Origin of the sequence: Pseudonocardia sp. ICBG1293 (assembly GCF_020131355.1) — a bacterium.
Taxonomy (GTDB): domain Bacteria; phylum Actinomycetota; class Actinomycetes; order Mycobacteriales; family Pseudonocardiaceae; genus Pseudonocardia.
The window spans coordinates 1-15,737 of the sequence record NZ_JAHLEL010000005.1 but is presented as its reverse complement, the minus strand read 5'-3'; the positions used below and the strand labels follow the sequence as shown (position 1 = coordinate 15,737).

General features: G+C 74.3%; 12 protein-coding genes and 1 pseudogene. 6 read left to right on the top strand and 7 right to left on the bottom strand.

Annotated elements, in window-relative coordinates:
* Positions 1-525 precede the first annotated feature (525 nt).
* Positions 526-1,200: a sugar phosphate nucleotidyltransferase gene (locus KPF47_RS00495; RefSeq protein ID WP_255658849.1), complete on the top strand. Its 675-nt coding sequence runs from the start codon at positions 526-528 to the stop codon at positions 1,198-1,200.
* A 115-nt stretch (positions 1,201-1,315) separates the two neighbouring features.
* Positions 1,316-3,157 carry a GNAT family N-acetyltransferase gene (locus KPF47_RS00490; RefSeq protein ID WP_224386229.1) on the top strand — a complete coding sequence of 614 codons (1,842 nt, stop codon included), beginning with the start codon at positions 1,316-1,318 and terminating at the stop codon, positions 3,155-3,157.
* Between the two features lie 151 nt (positions 3,158-3,308).
* Here KPF47_RS00490 and KPF47_RS00485 read toward each other — a convergent pair whose 3' ends face one another.
* The 4 genes from KPF47_RS00485 to KPF47_RS00470 form a co-directional block, all read right to left on the bottom strand.
* Complete coding sequence (locus KPF47_RS00485) at positions 3,309-3,914, bottom strand: HNH endonuclease (RefSeq protein WP_224386228.1); 606 nt, start codon at positions 3,912-3,914, stop codon at positions 3,309-3,311.
* Between the two features lie 152 nt (positions 3,915-4,066).
* Positions 4,067-5,179: a cystathionine gamma-lyase gene (locus KPF47_RS00480; RefSeq protein WP_224386227.1), complete on the bottom strand. Its 1,113-nt coding sequence runs from the start codon at positions 5,177-5,179 to the stop codon at positions 4,067-4,069.
* A 5-nt stretch (positions 5,180-5,184) separates the two neighbouring features.
* Positions 5,185-6,243 (bottom strand): NAD(P)H-dependent glycerol-3-phosphate dehydrogenase, encoded by a 1,059-nt coding sequence (locus tag KPF47_RS00475; RefSeq protein WP_224386226.1) that lies wholly within the window; start codon positions 6,241-6,243, stop codon positions 5,185-5,187.
* A complete protein-coding gene (locus KPF47_RS00470; protein ID WP_224386225.1) occupies positions 6,240-6,959 on the bottom strand; it encodes a 1-acyl-sn-glycerol-3-phosphate acyltransferase in 720 nt (239 codons plus the stop codon). Before KPF47_RS00470 ends, KPF47_RS00475 begins: the two co-directional genes overlap by 4 nt.
* Before the next feature lie 135 nt (positions 6,960-7,094).
* Between KPF47_RS00470 and cofC the strand changes: the two genes are divergently transcribed.
* The 4 genes from cofC (at position 7,095) to KPF47_RS00450 (ending at position 12,513) form a co-directional block, all read left to right on the top strand.
* Complete coding sequence (gene cofC, locus KPF47_RS00465; RefSeq protein ID WP_224386230.1) at positions 7,095-7,826, top strand: 2-phospho-L-lactate guanylyltransferase; 732 nt, start codon at positions 7,095-7,097, stop codon at positions 7,824-7,826.
* 25 nt (positions 7,827-7,851) lie between these two features.
* Positions 7,852-10,266, top strand: a complete 2,415-nt coding sequence (locus KPF47_RS00460; RefSeq protein ID WP_224386224.1) for an RNA degradosome polyphosphate kinase — start codon at positions 7,852-7,854, stop codon at positions 10,264-10,266.
* Complete coding sequence (locus tag KPF47_RS00455) at positions 10,266-11,213, top strand: NUDIX hydrolase (protein ID WP_224386223.1); 948 nt, start codon at positions 10,266-10,268, stop codon at positions 11,211-11,213. The genes KPF47_RS00460 and KPF47_RS00455 overlap by 1 nt, the downstream gene beginning before the upstream one ends.
* Before the next feature lie 367 nt (positions 11,214-11,580).
* Positions 11,581-12,513, top strand: coding sequence for an endonuclease domain-containing protein (locus KPF47_RS00450; protein WP_224386222.1), 933 nt, complete (start codon positions 11,581-11,583; stop codon positions 12,511-12,513).
* 433 nt (positions 12,514-12,946) lie between these two features.
* Here KPF47_RS00450 and KPF47_RS00445 read toward each other — a convergent pair whose 3' ends face one another.
* The 3 genes and pseudogenes from KPF47_RS00445 to leuC form a co-directional block, all read right to left on the bottom strand.
* Positions 12,947-13,405, bottom strand: coding sequence for an HU family DNA-binding protein (locus tag KPF47_RS00445; RefSeq protein WP_224386221.1), 459 nt, complete (start codon positions 13,403-13,405; stop codon positions 12,947-12,949).
* Between the two features lie 139 nt (positions 13,406-13,544).
* Positions 13,545-14,142, bottom strand: a pseudogene (gene leuD / locus KPF47_RS00440) (3-isopropylmalate dehydratase small subunit).
* 16 nt (positions 14,143-14,158) lie between these two features.
* On the bottom strand, positions 14,159-15,586 hold the full coding sequence (gene leuC, locus KPF47_RS00435; RefSeq protein ID WP_224386220.1) for a 3-isopropylmalate dehydratase large subunit: 1,428 nt from the start codon (positions 15,584-15,586) through the stop codon (positions 14,159-14,161).
* Positions 15,587-15,737 lie beyond the last annotated feature (151 nt).

Sequence of the window (15,737 nt, the reverse complement as noted above, 5' to 3'; positions counted from 1 at the left end):
GCACCGCGTGGCGGGTCCGGTTCACCGGGCCGGACTGCGTCGTCGAGGTGAAGGAACGGTTCGTCGGCGTGGACCGGCCGCTGACCTGTGCCGGACGTCCCGGCGGCCGCATGCGGGTCTTCGACCCGGTCCGAGTGGGCCACTGACGTCCCGCCGGATCTGCGCGAGCACTTGTTTCCGAATCGGAAATGATCGTGGTGCGCCCGGTCGTTGCGCGGATCCCCAGGTGGACAGCCGGTGAACTCACTCGCCGTCGATGCGGGGTCACCGAGAGTGCCGGGCCCGGCCCGCTGTGAGGAGGCAGACACCGGCGGACCGATAACAGTGCGGTAGTGGTGTGCGGTTCCACCACTGCCGGCGACGCCGCCCCACCACGCTCCCCACGAAGGAACGGAAGAACCGTATGGATCCCCAGACCCCCGTCGTCATCCTCTGCGGAGGCAAGGGCACCCGCATCCGCGAGGCCTCCGAGAGCCTGCCGAAGGCGATGGTCGAGATCGGCGACCGCCGATCGTCTGGCACATCATGAAGACCTACCGGGAGCACGGCTTCCGGCGCTTCATCCTGTGCCTGGGGTACAAGAGCTGGGCCATCAAGGAGTACTTCCTCGACTACCGCGCCCGCTCCGCGGACTTCACCCTGTCCATGTCCGACCGGCACCGCATCGACTTCCACAGCGGCGTCGACGAGGACTGGGAGATCACCTTCGCCGAGACCGGGCTCGAGGCCGCCACCGGCTCGCGCGTGCGCAAGATCGCGCCCTACGTCGACACCGAGCACTTCTTCCTGACCTACGGCGACGGCGTCGGCACGGTCGACATCACCGCACTGGCCAAGGAGCACGAGCAGTCCGGCAAGATCGGCACCGTCACCGGCGTCCACCCCACGTCCAAGTTCGGCGAGATGCACGTCGAGGGCGACCGCGTCGTCGAGTTCAACGAGAAGCCCACCCAGGTCAGCGGGTTCGTCTCCGGCGGCTTCTTCGCCTTCCGCCGCGAGTTCCTCGACTCCTACCTCGGCACCCCCGGCGACGACGGCGTGTGGCTCGAGCACGAGCCGCTGCAGCGCCTGGCCCGCGACGGACAGCTGAACGTGCACCGGCACGAGGACTTCTGGTCGGCCATGGACACGTTCAAGGACTTCGAGTACCTGAACTCGCTCTGGGCGCGCGACGAGGCCCCCTGGAAGATCTGGGCGTGAGCGCCCGGTCCGGCGGCCGCCACGGGCCGCCGGACCGACCGAAACGGACGAAGTAACACCTTCCGCCCACACGGCGAGGTCACCGACGTCAGCCAGCGCCGACGGACGGACGACCGTGACCGACACCCTCGCCGGGGGCGACCTCCCCACCCACGCCCCGCCGGACGGGTGCGTCCCCACCGCCGCGGCCCGGTGGACCATCGAGCACCTGACCGGCCTCGACGCGCTCGACGCCGTCGCCGCGGAGTGGGACGACCTGGTCGACCGCTGCGCCAGCGCCACCCCGTTCCAGCGCAGCGCCTGGCTGCGGGCCTGGTGGCAGCACTACGGCCCGGCCGGCGAGCCCTGCTTCGTCGCGGTGCGCCGCGGTGGGGTCCTGGTCGCGGGCGCCGCGGTCTTCACCGAGCGCCGGGCCGGTGTCGTGCGGCTGTCGCCGGTCGGTCGCGGCCTGTCCGACGTCACCGAGTTCCTCGCCGACGACGCCCACCGCGGGCCGGCCGTGACCCACCTCGCCGACGCGTTGCTCGCCGTCCGCGACTGGCACGTGACGGACCTGCCGGAGATCCGGCCGGGCAGCGTGGCGGCCGATCTCGCGGCGGCGTGGCCGCGGCGGACCGTCCGCACCCCGGCGTCGGTGTGCCCGGAGATCCCGCACCGCACGGTCGAGGACATGCTCGCCGCGGGGCCCGCCCCGAAGTACCTGCGACGGCGGCTGCGCACCGCCGAGCGGTCCGGCATCACCTGCGGCGCCGCACCGGCCGACGCCCTGCCCGGGGCGGTGGACACCCTCCTGGACCTGCACCACCGGCAGTGGGCGCGCCGCGCGGTCAACCCGGAGCACCACGCGGAGCGGTTCCGCGGCCTGCTCACCGACGCCGTGCCCGCGCTCGCGCGCGACGGCGCCGCCCAGATCGACCTCTACCACCGCGACGGACGTCCGGTCGCCGCCGAGCTGCTCCTGCTCGGCGGGCGCTCGGTGCACACCTACCTCGTCGGGGCCGACCCGGCCCTGCGCACCGACGTCGACGTCGCCGCACTCACCATCCGGCGCGGCATCGCCGTGGTGGCCGAACACGGCCTCGCGTCGCTGGACCTGCTGCGCGGGGACGAGCCGTACAAGCGCCGCTGGCGTGCCGTCCCGATCCGGCAGGAGCGGGTGCTGCTCGTCGCGCGTTCCTCCGCGCCGGTCGTGGTCCTCGTGGCCGCCGCCCGGGCCCGCGCCGCGCTCCGGCGCCGGATCGCCGGGGGGGGGGGGGGACGCTGCACGGAGCGCTCGGTACGGCGCTCCGGCGGTGGCGCGGCGCCGCGGCGCCGACCGCCGTCCGCACCGTCCTCGACCGGGCCCGGGACGGCGCACGACGGGCGGCGGGTGCCGGGCGGGCGGACCGCTGAGCGCGTCGGCCGGGTCGAGGTCCGCAGCTCGACGCCACCCACCCGGTGCGTCGTCGGCCGCGGTCGGGGTCACCCACGGGGCCGTCACCCGTCCGCGGTCGACCGGGGCGGGTCGCGCCACCGGCCGGCACCCGGCGCCACCGGCCGTACGCCCGGTGTCATCACATCTGGGGAACCGACGGCCGTCTCGCTAATGGGCCGCACGGCCCAGGCGAATCCAGGGGCAGAGCGGCCACACGGCCGTCGCGGACCGAACAGGAGACCGTCGATGAGCGTCCTGCCCGACACCCCGGCCGTCGTCCCGGACACCGGCGCCGCGGCGATCCCGGCGCCCCGCACCGCCGCCGAGGACGCGCTGCCGCCGCCGGCCCCGGCCACCCCGGCCGCGGTCGACCTGTGCCGCTGCGGCCACGAGCGCGACGCCCACGAGCACTACCGCGCCGGCACCGACTGCGGGGCCTGCGGCACGTCCTGCCGCGCGTTCCACGCGCGCACCGGCACCGCCGCCGGACGCGCCGCCGGGCGGGTCGCCCGTCTCACCTCGGGGCTCCGGCGCCGCCGCTGACCCGCGGGCACCGGCGCGCGGACGGGTCGTCGCACGCGCGACCGGCCGGTCCCGCGCGACGACCGCCGCCGGCCGGCCGGCCGGTGGCGACGCGTCCACCACCGGCACGACCGGGAGCGGTCGTCCCCCGCCGCCCGGTCGTGCGCGGTCCCTAGGCGGCCGAGGCCAGCCAGGGCTCCCAGGCCGGTAGCGGCTCCACCGCCAGCACCAGCACCCCGGCGCCCGTGCGCGCCGGCGGGGCCGGTGTGGTCCCCAGGGCCCAGCCGATCTCCTCGATCAACCGGTCGGCCTTGCGCGAGTTGCAGGCCTTGCAGGCCGCGACGCAGTTCTCCCAGCTGTGCGCCCCGCCGCGGCTGCGCGGGACCACGTGGTCGATCGTGTCGGCTCGCCTGCCGCAGTAGGCGCAGCGGCGGCCGTCCCGTCGCAGCACCCCGGCGCGGGTCATCGGGACCGAGCGGCGGTAGGGCACCCGGACGTAGCGCGACAGGCGGAGGACCGAGGGTGCGGGGAGCGCGAGGTTCTCCGAGCGGAACTCGGCGCCCTCCAGAGCCTCCTGGAGACATTCCGCCTTGCCGGAGAGCAGCAGGCAGATGGCGCGTTTGGACGTGACCACGGCCAGCGGTTCGAAGCTGGCGTTGAGGAGCAGGACCCGCGACCCCACCGGGACGTGAGCCGTGGCCGGCGGCTCGGCCCCCGGTGCCGGGACGGGATCGTCGGGGAGCGGGTCGACCGCTCTCAGGTCGCCAGGGACGATCATCTCGGCACCATGGGGGACGGGTTGTCGGTACGGCACGCGACCACCTCCGCGAACGCTCGAGGTCCGGATGTAGTCGACCATACGGAAGCCGGGTTACGCGAGTGTGATAACGGAACCGACGCCGGGTGTCCCGCCGGTTCCGCCGGGCGGGATCAGGCCCCCAGCGCCCCCGTCACGTCGGCGACCAGGTCGCCGGTGTCCTCGACCCCGCAGGACAGCCGTACCAGGCCGTCCGGCACCGCGTCCCCCCATCGCGCCCGCCGGTCGGCGGCCGTGCGCAGCCCGCCGAAGCTGGTCGCCGAGTCGACGAGCGTGGTCCGGGCGAGGAACTCCGAGACCGCGTGGGTGTCGGCCAGGGTGAACCGCAGGATCCCGTTCCAGCGGCGCATCTGGACGCTCGCGAGCGGGTGCGCCGGGTCGTCGGCCAGCCCGGGCCAGCGCACGTCGTGCACACCCGGGGTCTCGCGCAGCGCGACGGCCAGCGCGCGGGCGTTCTCGGCCTGCCGGGTCAGCCGCAGGTCCAGGGTGCCGAGCCCGCGCAGCGCCAGCCAGGTCTCCATCGGCCCGGCGATCGCCCCGACGCGGGTGCGGAAGGCGCGGACCCGCTCGTGGTGCACCGGGTCGGCCGCGGACACGTGCCCGAGCACCAGGTCCCCGTGCCCGGACAGCGCCTTGGTGTCACTGGCGACGACGAGGTCCGCCCCGAGCGCGAGCGGCTGCTGCCCCAGCGGGGTGCAGGTGGTGTTGTCGACCGCGACGACCGCTCCGGCCGCGTGTGCGGCGGCGGCGACCGCGGCGACGTCGCAGACCTCCAACCCCGGGTTGGACGGCGTCTCCAGCATCACCAGCGCGGGCCGGTGCCGGGCGATCGCCGAGGCCCAGTCGCCCGCGGTCGCGCAGTAGGCGACCGGCACCCCCAGCGGGGCGAGCTCCTCCTCGGCGAGCAGCCGCGCGACGTAGTAGCCGTCGCTGGGCAGCAGCACGCCGCGCCCGGCCCCGGTGAAGGCGCGCAGGACCGCGGCGACCGCGGCCATCCCGGACGGGAACACCGTGCACGGCCCGCCGTCGAGCTCGCCGACCGCGGCCTCGAACTCCCGCCACGTCGGGTTGTCGGCACGGGCGTAGAAGTCCGCGCTCGCCTCGGCCTGTTCGGGACGGCCGAGGTGGTAGGTGCTGGTCAGTACCGGTCCACGGTGGACCGGGCTGCCGACGGCGTTCGCGTCGTGCTGTCCGCCGCGTACGCAGCGGGTGCTGTCTCCGAGCATGCGGTTCACTCCGGCTTCGGGGCCCGGGAGATCAGTTCCTTGGCCATCTGGTGGGCGGTCATCCCCTCGTGGCAGACGCGGCGCACCGCGTCGGCGATCGGCAGCTCGACCCCGGCGCGCTCCCCGAGCTCGCAGATCGACAGGCAGGACTTCACACCCTCGGCGACCTGGCCGTGGTTGGCCTTCTCCGCCTCCGCCAGGCTCGCGCCGCGGCCCAGCTGCTCGCCGAAGGTGCGGTTGCGTGACAACGGGGAGCTGCACGTCGCCACCAGGTCGCCCATGCCGGCCAGGCCGGCGAAGGTCATCGGCGAGGCGCCCAGCGCCATCCCGAGCCGGGACATCTCGGCCAGCCCACGGGTGATCAGCGACGCCCGCGAGTTGTCGCCGAGCCCCATCCCGGACGCGACCCCGACGGCCAGCGCGATGACGTTCTTGCCCGCCCCGCCCAGCTCCGCCCCGACGACGTCGGTGTTGGTGTAGGCGCGGAAGTAGCCGGTCGCGCAGGCGGTCTGCAGGGCCACCGCGCGGTCGTGGTCGGCGCAGGCGATGACGGTCGCGGTCGGCTGCTCGTGTGCGATCTCCGCGGCCAGGTTCGGCCCGGACACCACGGCGAGCCGGTCCGGCCCGACGCCGGTGACGTCGTCGATCACCTCGGTCATCCGCCGCAGCGTCCCGAGCTCGACGCCCTTGGCCAGGCTGGTCAGGGTGACCCCGGCCGGGACCAGGTCGCGCCAGCGCTCCAGGTTGGCGCGCAACGACTGCGACGGCACCGCGAGCACCACCGCGTCGGCTCCGTCGAGGGCCTCGGCGGCGTCGTGGGTGGCCCGGAGCGTGTCGGGCAGCGCCACGTCGGACAGGTAGTCGGGGTTGTGCCGGTCGGCGTTGATCGCCTCGGCCACCTCGGACCGGCGGGCCCAGAGCCGCACCTCGCGGCCGGCGTCGCCGAGGACCTTGGCGAACGCGGTGCCCCAGCTGCCCGCACCGAGGACGGCCACGCGCTGGATCGAGTGCACCGGCTCGTTGACCGGACGCTCCCCGATCGCCGGGGCCCGACGGACGCTCATCGGCCCGCCTCGCTCTCCGGACGGCGTCGGTAGAACTCCTCCGGCGGATCCTCGTCGCGGACCTCGGCGAGCAGCTCGCGGACCCGTCCCATGATCAGGTCGGTGACCTCGCGCAGGACGTGGGCGTCCAGCGGGCGCCCACGGTAGGCGCTCAGGTCGACCGGGTCGCCCGCGCGCAGCACGACGTCGGTGCGCGGCAGCGGGCGGAACTTCTTCTCGTAGCCGTCGAGGACCTCGCGGGTCCCCCAGTGGACCATCGGGATGACCGGCACGTCCGAGGCCAGCGCCATCCGCGCGACGCCGGTGCGCGAGCGCATCGGCCACCCGTCGGGGTCGCGGGTGATGGTGCCCTCCGGGTAGATGATGACGATCTTGCCGTCGGCCAGGGCCTGCGTCCCGGCGGCCAGGCTCTGCTGGGCGTCGGCGGAGTCGCGGTAGACCGGGATCTGCCCCGAGCCGCGCAGCACCTGCCCGAGCACCGGCACCTGCCACAGGCTGCTCTTGGCCAGGAACCGGGGCCCCCGCCCCGCGCTGTGCACGTAGGTCCCGGTGTGGATCGGGTCCAGGTGGGAGATGTGGTTGCCGACCAGCAGCGCGCCGCCGCGGGCCGGGAGGTGCTCGCGGCCCTGGTAGCGCGGCCGGCCGGTGAGCCAGCCGATCGAGTAGAAGAACGGGACGGCGAACCCGACCCAGAATCCGCCCTTCTCGCGTGCCACCGGCGGCCTCCTCCTGCCCGCCCCGGGGACGGGTCGTGGGGTCGTCGCGGATCGGGATGATCCGGATCTCGTGCGTGGAGTGTCCCCACAGGGGCCCCACGGTGTCACGCGGGGTGCCAGACTGGGGAGGTGACCCTGCGGGTGGACCTGGTCGTGCCGGTGAAACCGCTGCCCCGCGCCAAGACCCGGCTGCGCGGCGCCGCGGACGGCGGGGTGGGCGATCTCGACGCGCACCAGCGGCTCGCGCTGGCGCTGGCCCGGGACACGGTGGCCGCGGCAGTCGCCGCGACCGCGGTCCGGCACGTGCTGGTGATCTCCTCGGACCCGGCGGTGGCGATGGAGGTCGGTGCGCTCGGCGCCGAGGTCGTCACCGACCCCGGCCGCAGGCTGAACGGCGCGCTGCGGCACGGGGCCGCGCTGCTGCGCTCGCGCGACCCGCACGCCGCGCTGGGCGCCCTGCAGGCCGACCTGCCCGCGCTGCGCCCGGCCGAGCTGGACGACGCCGTCGCCGCGGCCGCCGTCCTGTTCGCCGGTGGCGCGACCCGCGCGTTCCAGCCCGACGCCCCCGGCGAGGGCACCACGCTGCTGCTCGTCGCGCCGGGAGCGGATCTCGACCCGCACTTCGGCCGCGGGTCGGCCGCCCGGCACGCCGCGTCCGGCGCCCGGGCGCTGCCCGGCGAACGGCCCGGGCTGCGCCGCGACGTGGACACCGCCGCCGACCTCGACGACGCCGTCGCGCTCGGGGTGGGCACGTGGACCCGCGCCGTCGTCGACGCGCGGCACGGCCCGCCCGCCGAACCTCACCCGCCCGGCTGTCCCCCGCCCGGGGACGCCGTCGCCCGACGGTGTGGCACACCACGTACGTGAGATCGTCGTACGGGCCCGTGTCCGCATGGACGGTTGCGGAACGGTGCGAAACAATCGTGACGTGAGTGACGACTCGGCGACCCCGGACGGACGGAACGGCGCCTCCGCGCACCCCGGGGGCCGTTCCCGGTCCACGGCGCGCCGGGCCCCGCGTCCGGCGTCGCGTCGGTTGCACACCGCGAGCCGCAGCGTCACCGAGCAGGCCCCGGCGGCCGAGATCCCCGCCCAGCAGCACGTGCCGCCGGGAGCGACGCCGCCCGCCCCGCCGGCCGCGGCACCCTCCCAGGTGCAGGGGGCCGCGCCGATCGCGCCGCCCGCGGGGGCGACCACCCCGGCGTCGACGATGGCCGAGCGCCTGCCCGAGGACCGCTACCTCAACCGCGAGCTGTCCTGGCTCGACTTCAACGCCCGCGTGCTGGCGCTGGCCGAGGACGCCAGCCAGCCGCTTCTGGAGCGCGCCAAGTTCCTCGCGATCTTCGCCTCGAACCTGGACGAGTTCTACATGGTCCGGGTCGCAGGCCTGAAGCGCCGCGACGAGACCGGCCTGTCGGTGCGCAGCGCCGACGGCCTCACCCCGCGCCAGCAGCTGGCCCGGATCACCGAGCGGAGCCGCGACCTGTCGCGGGCGCACGCCGAGGTGTTCATGGACGAGCTGCGGCCCGAGCTCGACGCGGCCGGCGTCCACCTCCGCAGCTGGGAGGACCTCACCGACGCCGAGCGGCTGCGGCTGTCGGACTACTTCACCGAGACGGTGTTCCCGGTGCTCACCCCGCTCGCGGTGGACCCGGCACACCCGTTCCCCTACATCTCCGGGCTCTCGCTCAACCTCGCGGTCACCGTCCGCGACCCGGAGGGCCGCACGGAGCGGTTCGCCCGGGTGAAGGTGCCCAACAACGTGCCCCGGCTGGTGTCGGTCGACCCGCCGGACACCGACACCCGCGCCGGGAACCGGCGGTGCACGTTCCTGCCGATCGAGGACCTGATCTCCGCGCACCTCGGTGACCTGTTCACCGGGATGGAGGTCACCGAGGTCCACCCGTTCCGCGTCACCCGCAACGCCGACCTCGAGGTCGAGGAGGACCGCGACGAGGACCTGCTGCAGGCACTGGAGCGCGAGCTGGCCCGGCGCCGGTTCGGCCCTCCGGTCCGCCTCGAGGTGCTCGACACGATGTCCGAGCACGTGCTGGAGCTGCTGCTGCGCGAGCTCGACGTCGACCCGAACGACGTCGTCACCGTGCCCGGCCTGCTCGACCTGACCGGGCTCTGGCAGCTGCACGGGGTCAACCGCCCCGACCTGAAGGACGAGCCGTTCCGCCCGGCGACGCACCCGGCGTTCGCCGAGCGGGAGACCCCGCGCAGCGTGTTCGCCACCCTGCGCGAGGGCGACGTGCTGGTGCACCACCCCTACGACTCGTTCTCCACCAGCGTGCAGCGCTTCATCGAGCAGGCCGCCGCCGACCCGAACGTGCTCGCGATCAAGCAGACGCTCTACCGCACCTCCGGTGACTCCCCGATCGTCAACGCCCTGATCGACGCCGCCGAGGCGGGCAAGCAGGTCGTCGCGCTGGTCGAGATCAAGGCCCGGTTCGACGAGCAGGCCAACATCCGGTGGGCGCGCGAGCTGGAGAAGGCGGGCGTGCACGTCGTCTACGGCCTGGTGGGGCTCAAGACGCACTGCAAGACCTGCCTGGTCGTGCGCCAGGAGGGCTCGGAGATCCGCCGCTACTGCCACATCGGCACCGGCAACTACAACCCGAAGACCGCGCGGCTCTACGAGGACGTCGGCGTGCTCACCGCCGACCCGACCATCGGCGCGGACCTCACCGACCTGTTCAACTCGCTCACCGGCTACTCGCGCCAGACCTCCTACCGCAGCCTCCTGGTGGCGCCCTACGGGATCCGCCGCGGCATCGTCCGGCGGATCGACGACGAGATCGAGGCCCACCTGTCCGGGGAGTCCGGCGCCCGGGTGCAGATCAAGGCGAACTCGCTGGTCGACGAGGCGATCATCGACGCCTGCTACCGGGCGTCGCAGGCCGGGGTGCCGGTCGACATCGTGGTGCGCGGCATCTGCGCGATCGTCCCCGGACGACCGGGGCTGAGCGAGAACATCACGGTCCGGTCGATCCTGGGGCCGTTCCTGGAGCACTCCCGCGTGCTGCACTTCGGCTCGGCCGACGAGTACTGGATCGGCTCGGCGGACATGATGCACCGCAACCTGGACCGCCGGGTCGAGGTGATGCTGCGGGTGGCCGACCCGAAGCTCGCCGACCAGCTCGGCGCGATGTTCGAGTCCTGCCTGGACCCGGCGACGCGCTGCTGGACGCTCGGGCCGGACGGCACGTGGTCGCCGTCGCCGGCTCCGGGGTCGGCGAACGTCCGGGTGCGCGACCACCAGGTCGAGATGATGAACTCCCGCCGCGGCAGCAGCGAGGACTGATGCTCTCCGAGCAGCTCCGGACCGACGGCGCCGAGGTCGACCCGGCGGGGATCGCCGACGTCGTCGCGGCCGGCACGGTGCCGTGGCGCCACGCCGACGACGGCACCCTCGAGGTGGCGCTGGTCCACCGCCCCCGCTACGACGACTGGTCCTGGCCCAAGGGGCACCAGGACCCGGGCGAGGCGTTGACGCTGACCGCACTGCGCGAGACCGCCGAGGAGGCACACCTGGAGTGCCGCCTCGGCGCCCGGCTCGGTCACACCGCCTACTCGGTGCCCGGCAGGGGGCACAAGGTCGTGCACTACTGGGCCGCCGAGGTGGTCCGCGACCACGGCTTCACCGTGACCGACGAGACCGACGACCTGCGGTGGCTGTCCCGGGAGGAGGCCGCGGCGCTGCTCACCCGGCCCACCGACGCGGACCTGCTGGACCGGCTCGACCGGGTGGGGCCGCCGTCGTCGACGGTGGTGCTCGTGCGGCACGCCAAGGCGGGCAGCCGGGCCGCCTGGGAGGGCGACGACGACCTGCGCCCCCTGTCCGGCACCGGGTTCACCCAGGCCGACCGCCTCGCGGAGTTCCTCGCCCGGTTCGGCCCGGACCGGCTCGCGACCGCACCGCCGCTGCGGTGCAGCCAGACCATCGAGCCGTACGCGCGGACGAACGGCGCGGGCGAGCCGGACGTGGAGCCGCTGCTCGGTGAGCACGGCTACTGGGTCTCCCCCGCCACGGGTCTGCGGCGCTTCCGCGAGCTGGCGGCGCAGCCGGGCGTGACACTGCTGTGCAGCCAGGGCGGGGTGATCCCGGACGTCGTCGGGCACCTGCTCGCCGCCACCGGCCGCTCCGCCGACCCGGACCTGCCCTCGCACAAGGCCAGCACCTGGGTGCTCGGGTTCGACGCCGCGGGCGGGCTGCTGTCCGCCGACTACTACCGCCGCCCGCCGGCCTGATCCGCCGCGCCGTCCCGCACCTCCCGCCTCACTCCCCGCACCCCGCCACTCCCCGCACCCCGCCACTCCCCGCCGCACCCCGCACCCCGCACCCCGCTACTCCCCGCGCTCCCGCACCCCGCTACTCCCCGCGCTCCCCGCCGCTCCCCCTCGCACCCGCACGCGCACCCGCCACCGGGTGGCCCCGGCCCGTGCCCGGACCGCTCCTCGATCAGTACCTGAGGGCTGTTCGGCCCCGGGCCGGCAGCACTGATGCACTGATCGAACGAGGTCCTGCGGAGTGCCCTCCCGGCGGCGGAGTGTGCGATCGCGAACGGGCGCGCCGGTTCCGGCCCGGCGGGCGTCGGCGGGGGTGCAGGGTGCGCGGGTGGAGGAGCCGTTCCGGGGGTCGGAGGCCGTCGCGCGCGGGATCGTCACGCCCGCGCGGCTGCGCGGGCCACGGTTCGTGCGTCTGTTCCCCGACGTGTACGTGTCCGCCGCGGTCCCCCTGACACCGGTGCTCCGGGCCCGGGCCGCATCGGTCTACGCCGGCCCCCTCGGCGCGGCGTCGGCCTGGTCGGCGGCCGAGATCCTCGGCGCGTCCTGCGGGCCCTGGACGGCGCCCGCCGAGCTCGTCGCGCCACGGCGCATCCGGCCCCGCCCGGACCTGCTCGCCCACCAGGGCACACCGCTCGAACCCGGTCTCTGCGACGGCGTCCGGGTCACCTCGCCCCGTGCCACGGCGTGGGAGCTGTGCCGGCGGCTCGAGATCGTCGACGCCGTCGTCGCCCTCGACACGCTCGCCGCCCGGGGACGGGACCGGCCGGTGTTCGTCCGGGTGCGGGGCACGCCGGCACCCGAGCAGCGGAAGCTGTCCCGGATGACGGCGCCCTGCCCCGGCTTCGACCCCGCCGATCTGCTGGTCCTGCGGTCGCTGTACCCGCACGTGCGGGGCTCGGCCCGGCTGGACCGGGTGGTCGCACTCTCCGACCCGCGGGCGGAGTCCCCGCCCGAGACCCGGCTACGGCTGTTGCTCGTGCTCTCCGGGCTCCCGGTCCCGCAGGTCCAGTTCCCGCTGTACGACGGCCGGGGCCGCCCCTGGGTGCGGTTCGACCTCGCCTACCCCGACGCCCTGCTCGCGATCGAGTACGACGGCGCCCAGCACGACGACCCGCTCGACCGCGTCCGCGACACCCGCACCGCGGCGCTGGGATGGCAGACCCTCCGGATCACCGCCGACGGCCTCACCCGCAATGCCCGTCGCACCGTCCGAACGGTCCACGCCCTGCTCATCCAGCGGGCTCACCTCGCCTCCCGCTGACCCGCACCGGCGTCGCGCCACCGATCCCGGCGACTCCCCGCGCGACGTCCTCCCGACGCCGACCGCCTCCCCGCCCCGTCCCGCCCGCCCCACCGATGTCCCGCTCGTCCAGGCTCCGTCGATCAGTGCATGAGCGCTGTCCACACGGGTGCGGGCAGCGCTCATGTACTGATCGACGCGTGAGAAGTCCGGGCGCGGACCGGGTGCGAGTGGGACGAGGCCCGCGGAGGGGGTGGAGTGCTCGCGGGGCGGGACGCGGGCATACGCCGCGACACCTGGCGGGCCGCTTCTGAGCCCCGGGGCGCCCACCGGCGGACACCGTCGATCAATACACCAACGCTGTCCGCACCCGGGGAACAGCGCTCATGTACTGATCGATGCGCTCGTCGGCCTTGCTGGGCGGTGAGCACAGGGCAGCGGATGCGCCGAGCGGCTACTTCTCCGCAGCAGCCTTTCGTCGGGCCGGCTTCTTCGCCGAGGCAGCCGGCTTCTTCGCCGGCGCGGCCGGAGCAGCGGTCTCCGGCGGGACGGTCTCGCGGGGCGCAGTGCTGCGACCGTCGGCCGTCGCGGCCCGCTCGGCGCGGCGGGGGGCACTGGTCGCGTTGGCGGCGGCGGCCTCGCTGGCGGCGACCCGCTCCTTGAACGCCGCACCGGGCCGGAACGACGGCACCACCGTCTCGCCGACCGGCACCGTCTCCCCGGTGCGCGGGTTGCGGGCGGTGCGCGGAGCACGTCGCCGCGGCTCGAACACCCCGAACCCGGTCAGGGTGACGGTCTCGCCGCGGCCGACGGCGTCCACGACGACCTCGACCATCGCGTCGACGGCCGCCGAGGCGGCGCGACGGTCTCCGAGCCGGGCGGTCAGCGCATCGACGAGCTGAGCCTTGTTCATGGTCACGAAAGGTAAGGCTGCGTCCCTGCCGCGCACCAGATCCGGCAGGGGGTTCCGGGTCGCATACCCTCCATCAGTACAGGTCCGAACGAGTGATCACCGCGACATCTGTCGGACGACGGTGACCACCCGTGTCGGGTCAGACCGTCGTGCGGGGCATCCGGGCGGGCCGGGTTCCCTCGAACGCGGTGATCGCCTCCTCGTGCCGCAACGTGAGCCCGATGTCGTCGAGACCCTCACGCAGCCGCCACCGGGCGTAGTCGTCGATCTGGAACGGCACGGTGAGGTCACCGGCCTGCACGGTCTTCTCGCCGAGGTCCACGGTGATCCGCGTACCCGGCTCGTTCTCCAGCTTCTTCCAGATCAGCTCGACGTCGGGCTGGGCGACCTCGGCGGCGACCAGCCCGGCCTTCGCCGAGTTGCCGCGGAAGATGTCGGCGAACCGCGACGAGATGACGACGCGGAAGCCGGAAGCCGTAGTCCATCAGCGCCCAGACGGCGTGCTCGCGCGAGGAGCCGGTCCCGAAGTCCGGCCCGGCGACGAGCACCGACCCGCGGTCGTAGGGCTCGGTGTTGAGCACGAACGACGGGTCCTGGCGCCAGGCCGAGAACAGCCCGTCCTCGAAGCCGGTGCGGGTGACCCGCTTGAGGTAGACGGCCGGGATGATCTGATCGGTGTCCACGTTGGACAGGCGCATCGGCACGCCGATCCCGGTGTGGGTCTCGAACTTGTCCATCAGCCCAGGTACTCCTTCAGTCCAGGTCTTCGGGGCTCGACAGGGTGCCGCGCACGGCGGTCGCGGCGGCGACCAGCGGCGAGACGAGGTGGGTGCGACCACCCTTGCCCTGGCGCCCCTCGAAGTTGCGGTTCGAGGTGGACGCGCAGCGCTCGCCGGGCGCGAGCTGGTCGGGGTTCATGCCCAGGCACATCGAGCAGCCCGCCGAGCGCCACTCCGCGCCGGCGTCGAGGAAGACCGTGTCCAGACCCTCCTCCTCGGCCTGGAACCGGACCCGCATCGACCCCGGGACGACGAGCATCCGCACGCCCTTCGCGACCGAGCGCCCGTTCAGGATCTCGGCGACCGAGCGGAGGTCCTCGATCCGGCCGTTGGTACAGGATCCGACGAACACCGCGTCCACGGGCACCTCACGCAGCGGGGTCCCGCCGGTCAGGCCCATGTAGGACAGCGCCTTCTCCACGGCGGCGCGCTCGCCGTCGTCGGTGATGGCGGCCGGGTCCGGCACGGACTCGCCCAGGGGCAGCCCCTGGCCGGGGTTGGTGCCCCAGGTGACGAACGGGGTGAGCGCGTCGGCGTCGATGTGCACGACCCGGTCGAACTCGGCGCCGTCGTCGGTGCGCAGGGTCCGCCAGTCGGAGACCGCGGCGTCCCAGTCGTCGCCGGTGGGGGCGTGGTCGCGCCCCTCCAGGTAGGCGAAGGTCGTCTCGTCGGGGGCGATCATGCCCGCCCGGGCACCGGCCTCGATGGACATGTTGCAGATCGTCATCCGGGCCTCCATCGAGAGGTTCTCGATGACGTTGCCCCGGTACTCCAGCACGTGGCCCTGACCGCCACCGGTGCCGATCCTCGCGATCACCGCGAGGATGACGTCCTTGGAGGTGACGCCCGGGCGCAGTGTGCCGTCGGCGCTGGTCACCTCGATCGCCATGGTGCGGAACGGCTTGAGCGGCAGCGTCTGGGTGGCGAGCACGTGCTCGACCTCGGAGGTCCCGATGCCGAACGCCATCGCGCCGAACGCGCCGTGGGTGGAGGTGTGGGAGTCACCGCAGACCACCGTGGTGCCGGGCTGGGTCAGCCCCAGCTGCGGGCCGACCACGTGCACGATCCCCTGCTCGGGGTCGTTCATCGGGTACAGCCGGACACCGAACTCCGCACAGTTGCGGCGTAGGGTCTCCACCTGGGTACGCGAGACCTCGTCGGCGATCGGGGAGAGCACGTCGAGGGTCGGGACGTTGTGGTCCTCGGTCGCGATGGTGAGGTCCGTCCGGCGGACCGGACGGCCGGCGAGCCGGAGCCCGTCGAACGCCTGCGGGCTCGTGACCTCGTGCACCAGGTGCAGGTCGATGTAGAGCAGGTCGGGCTCGTCGCCCTCGCCCTTGCGGACGAGGTGCCGGTCCCAGACCTTCTCGGCCAGCGTGCGCGGCTTCTCTGCGGTGGTCACGCCCGCCTCCTCTGTGATCTGATCGCGGTGGACTTCCCAGATCGTGGGAAGTTAGAGCGCCCGGCAAATGAGGTCGTGGGGGTGTCGTTGCAGGTAGAGGCACGGACCTGCAAGTGATCATGGGATTGCTGATGTCCTGATGGTCGCCTGG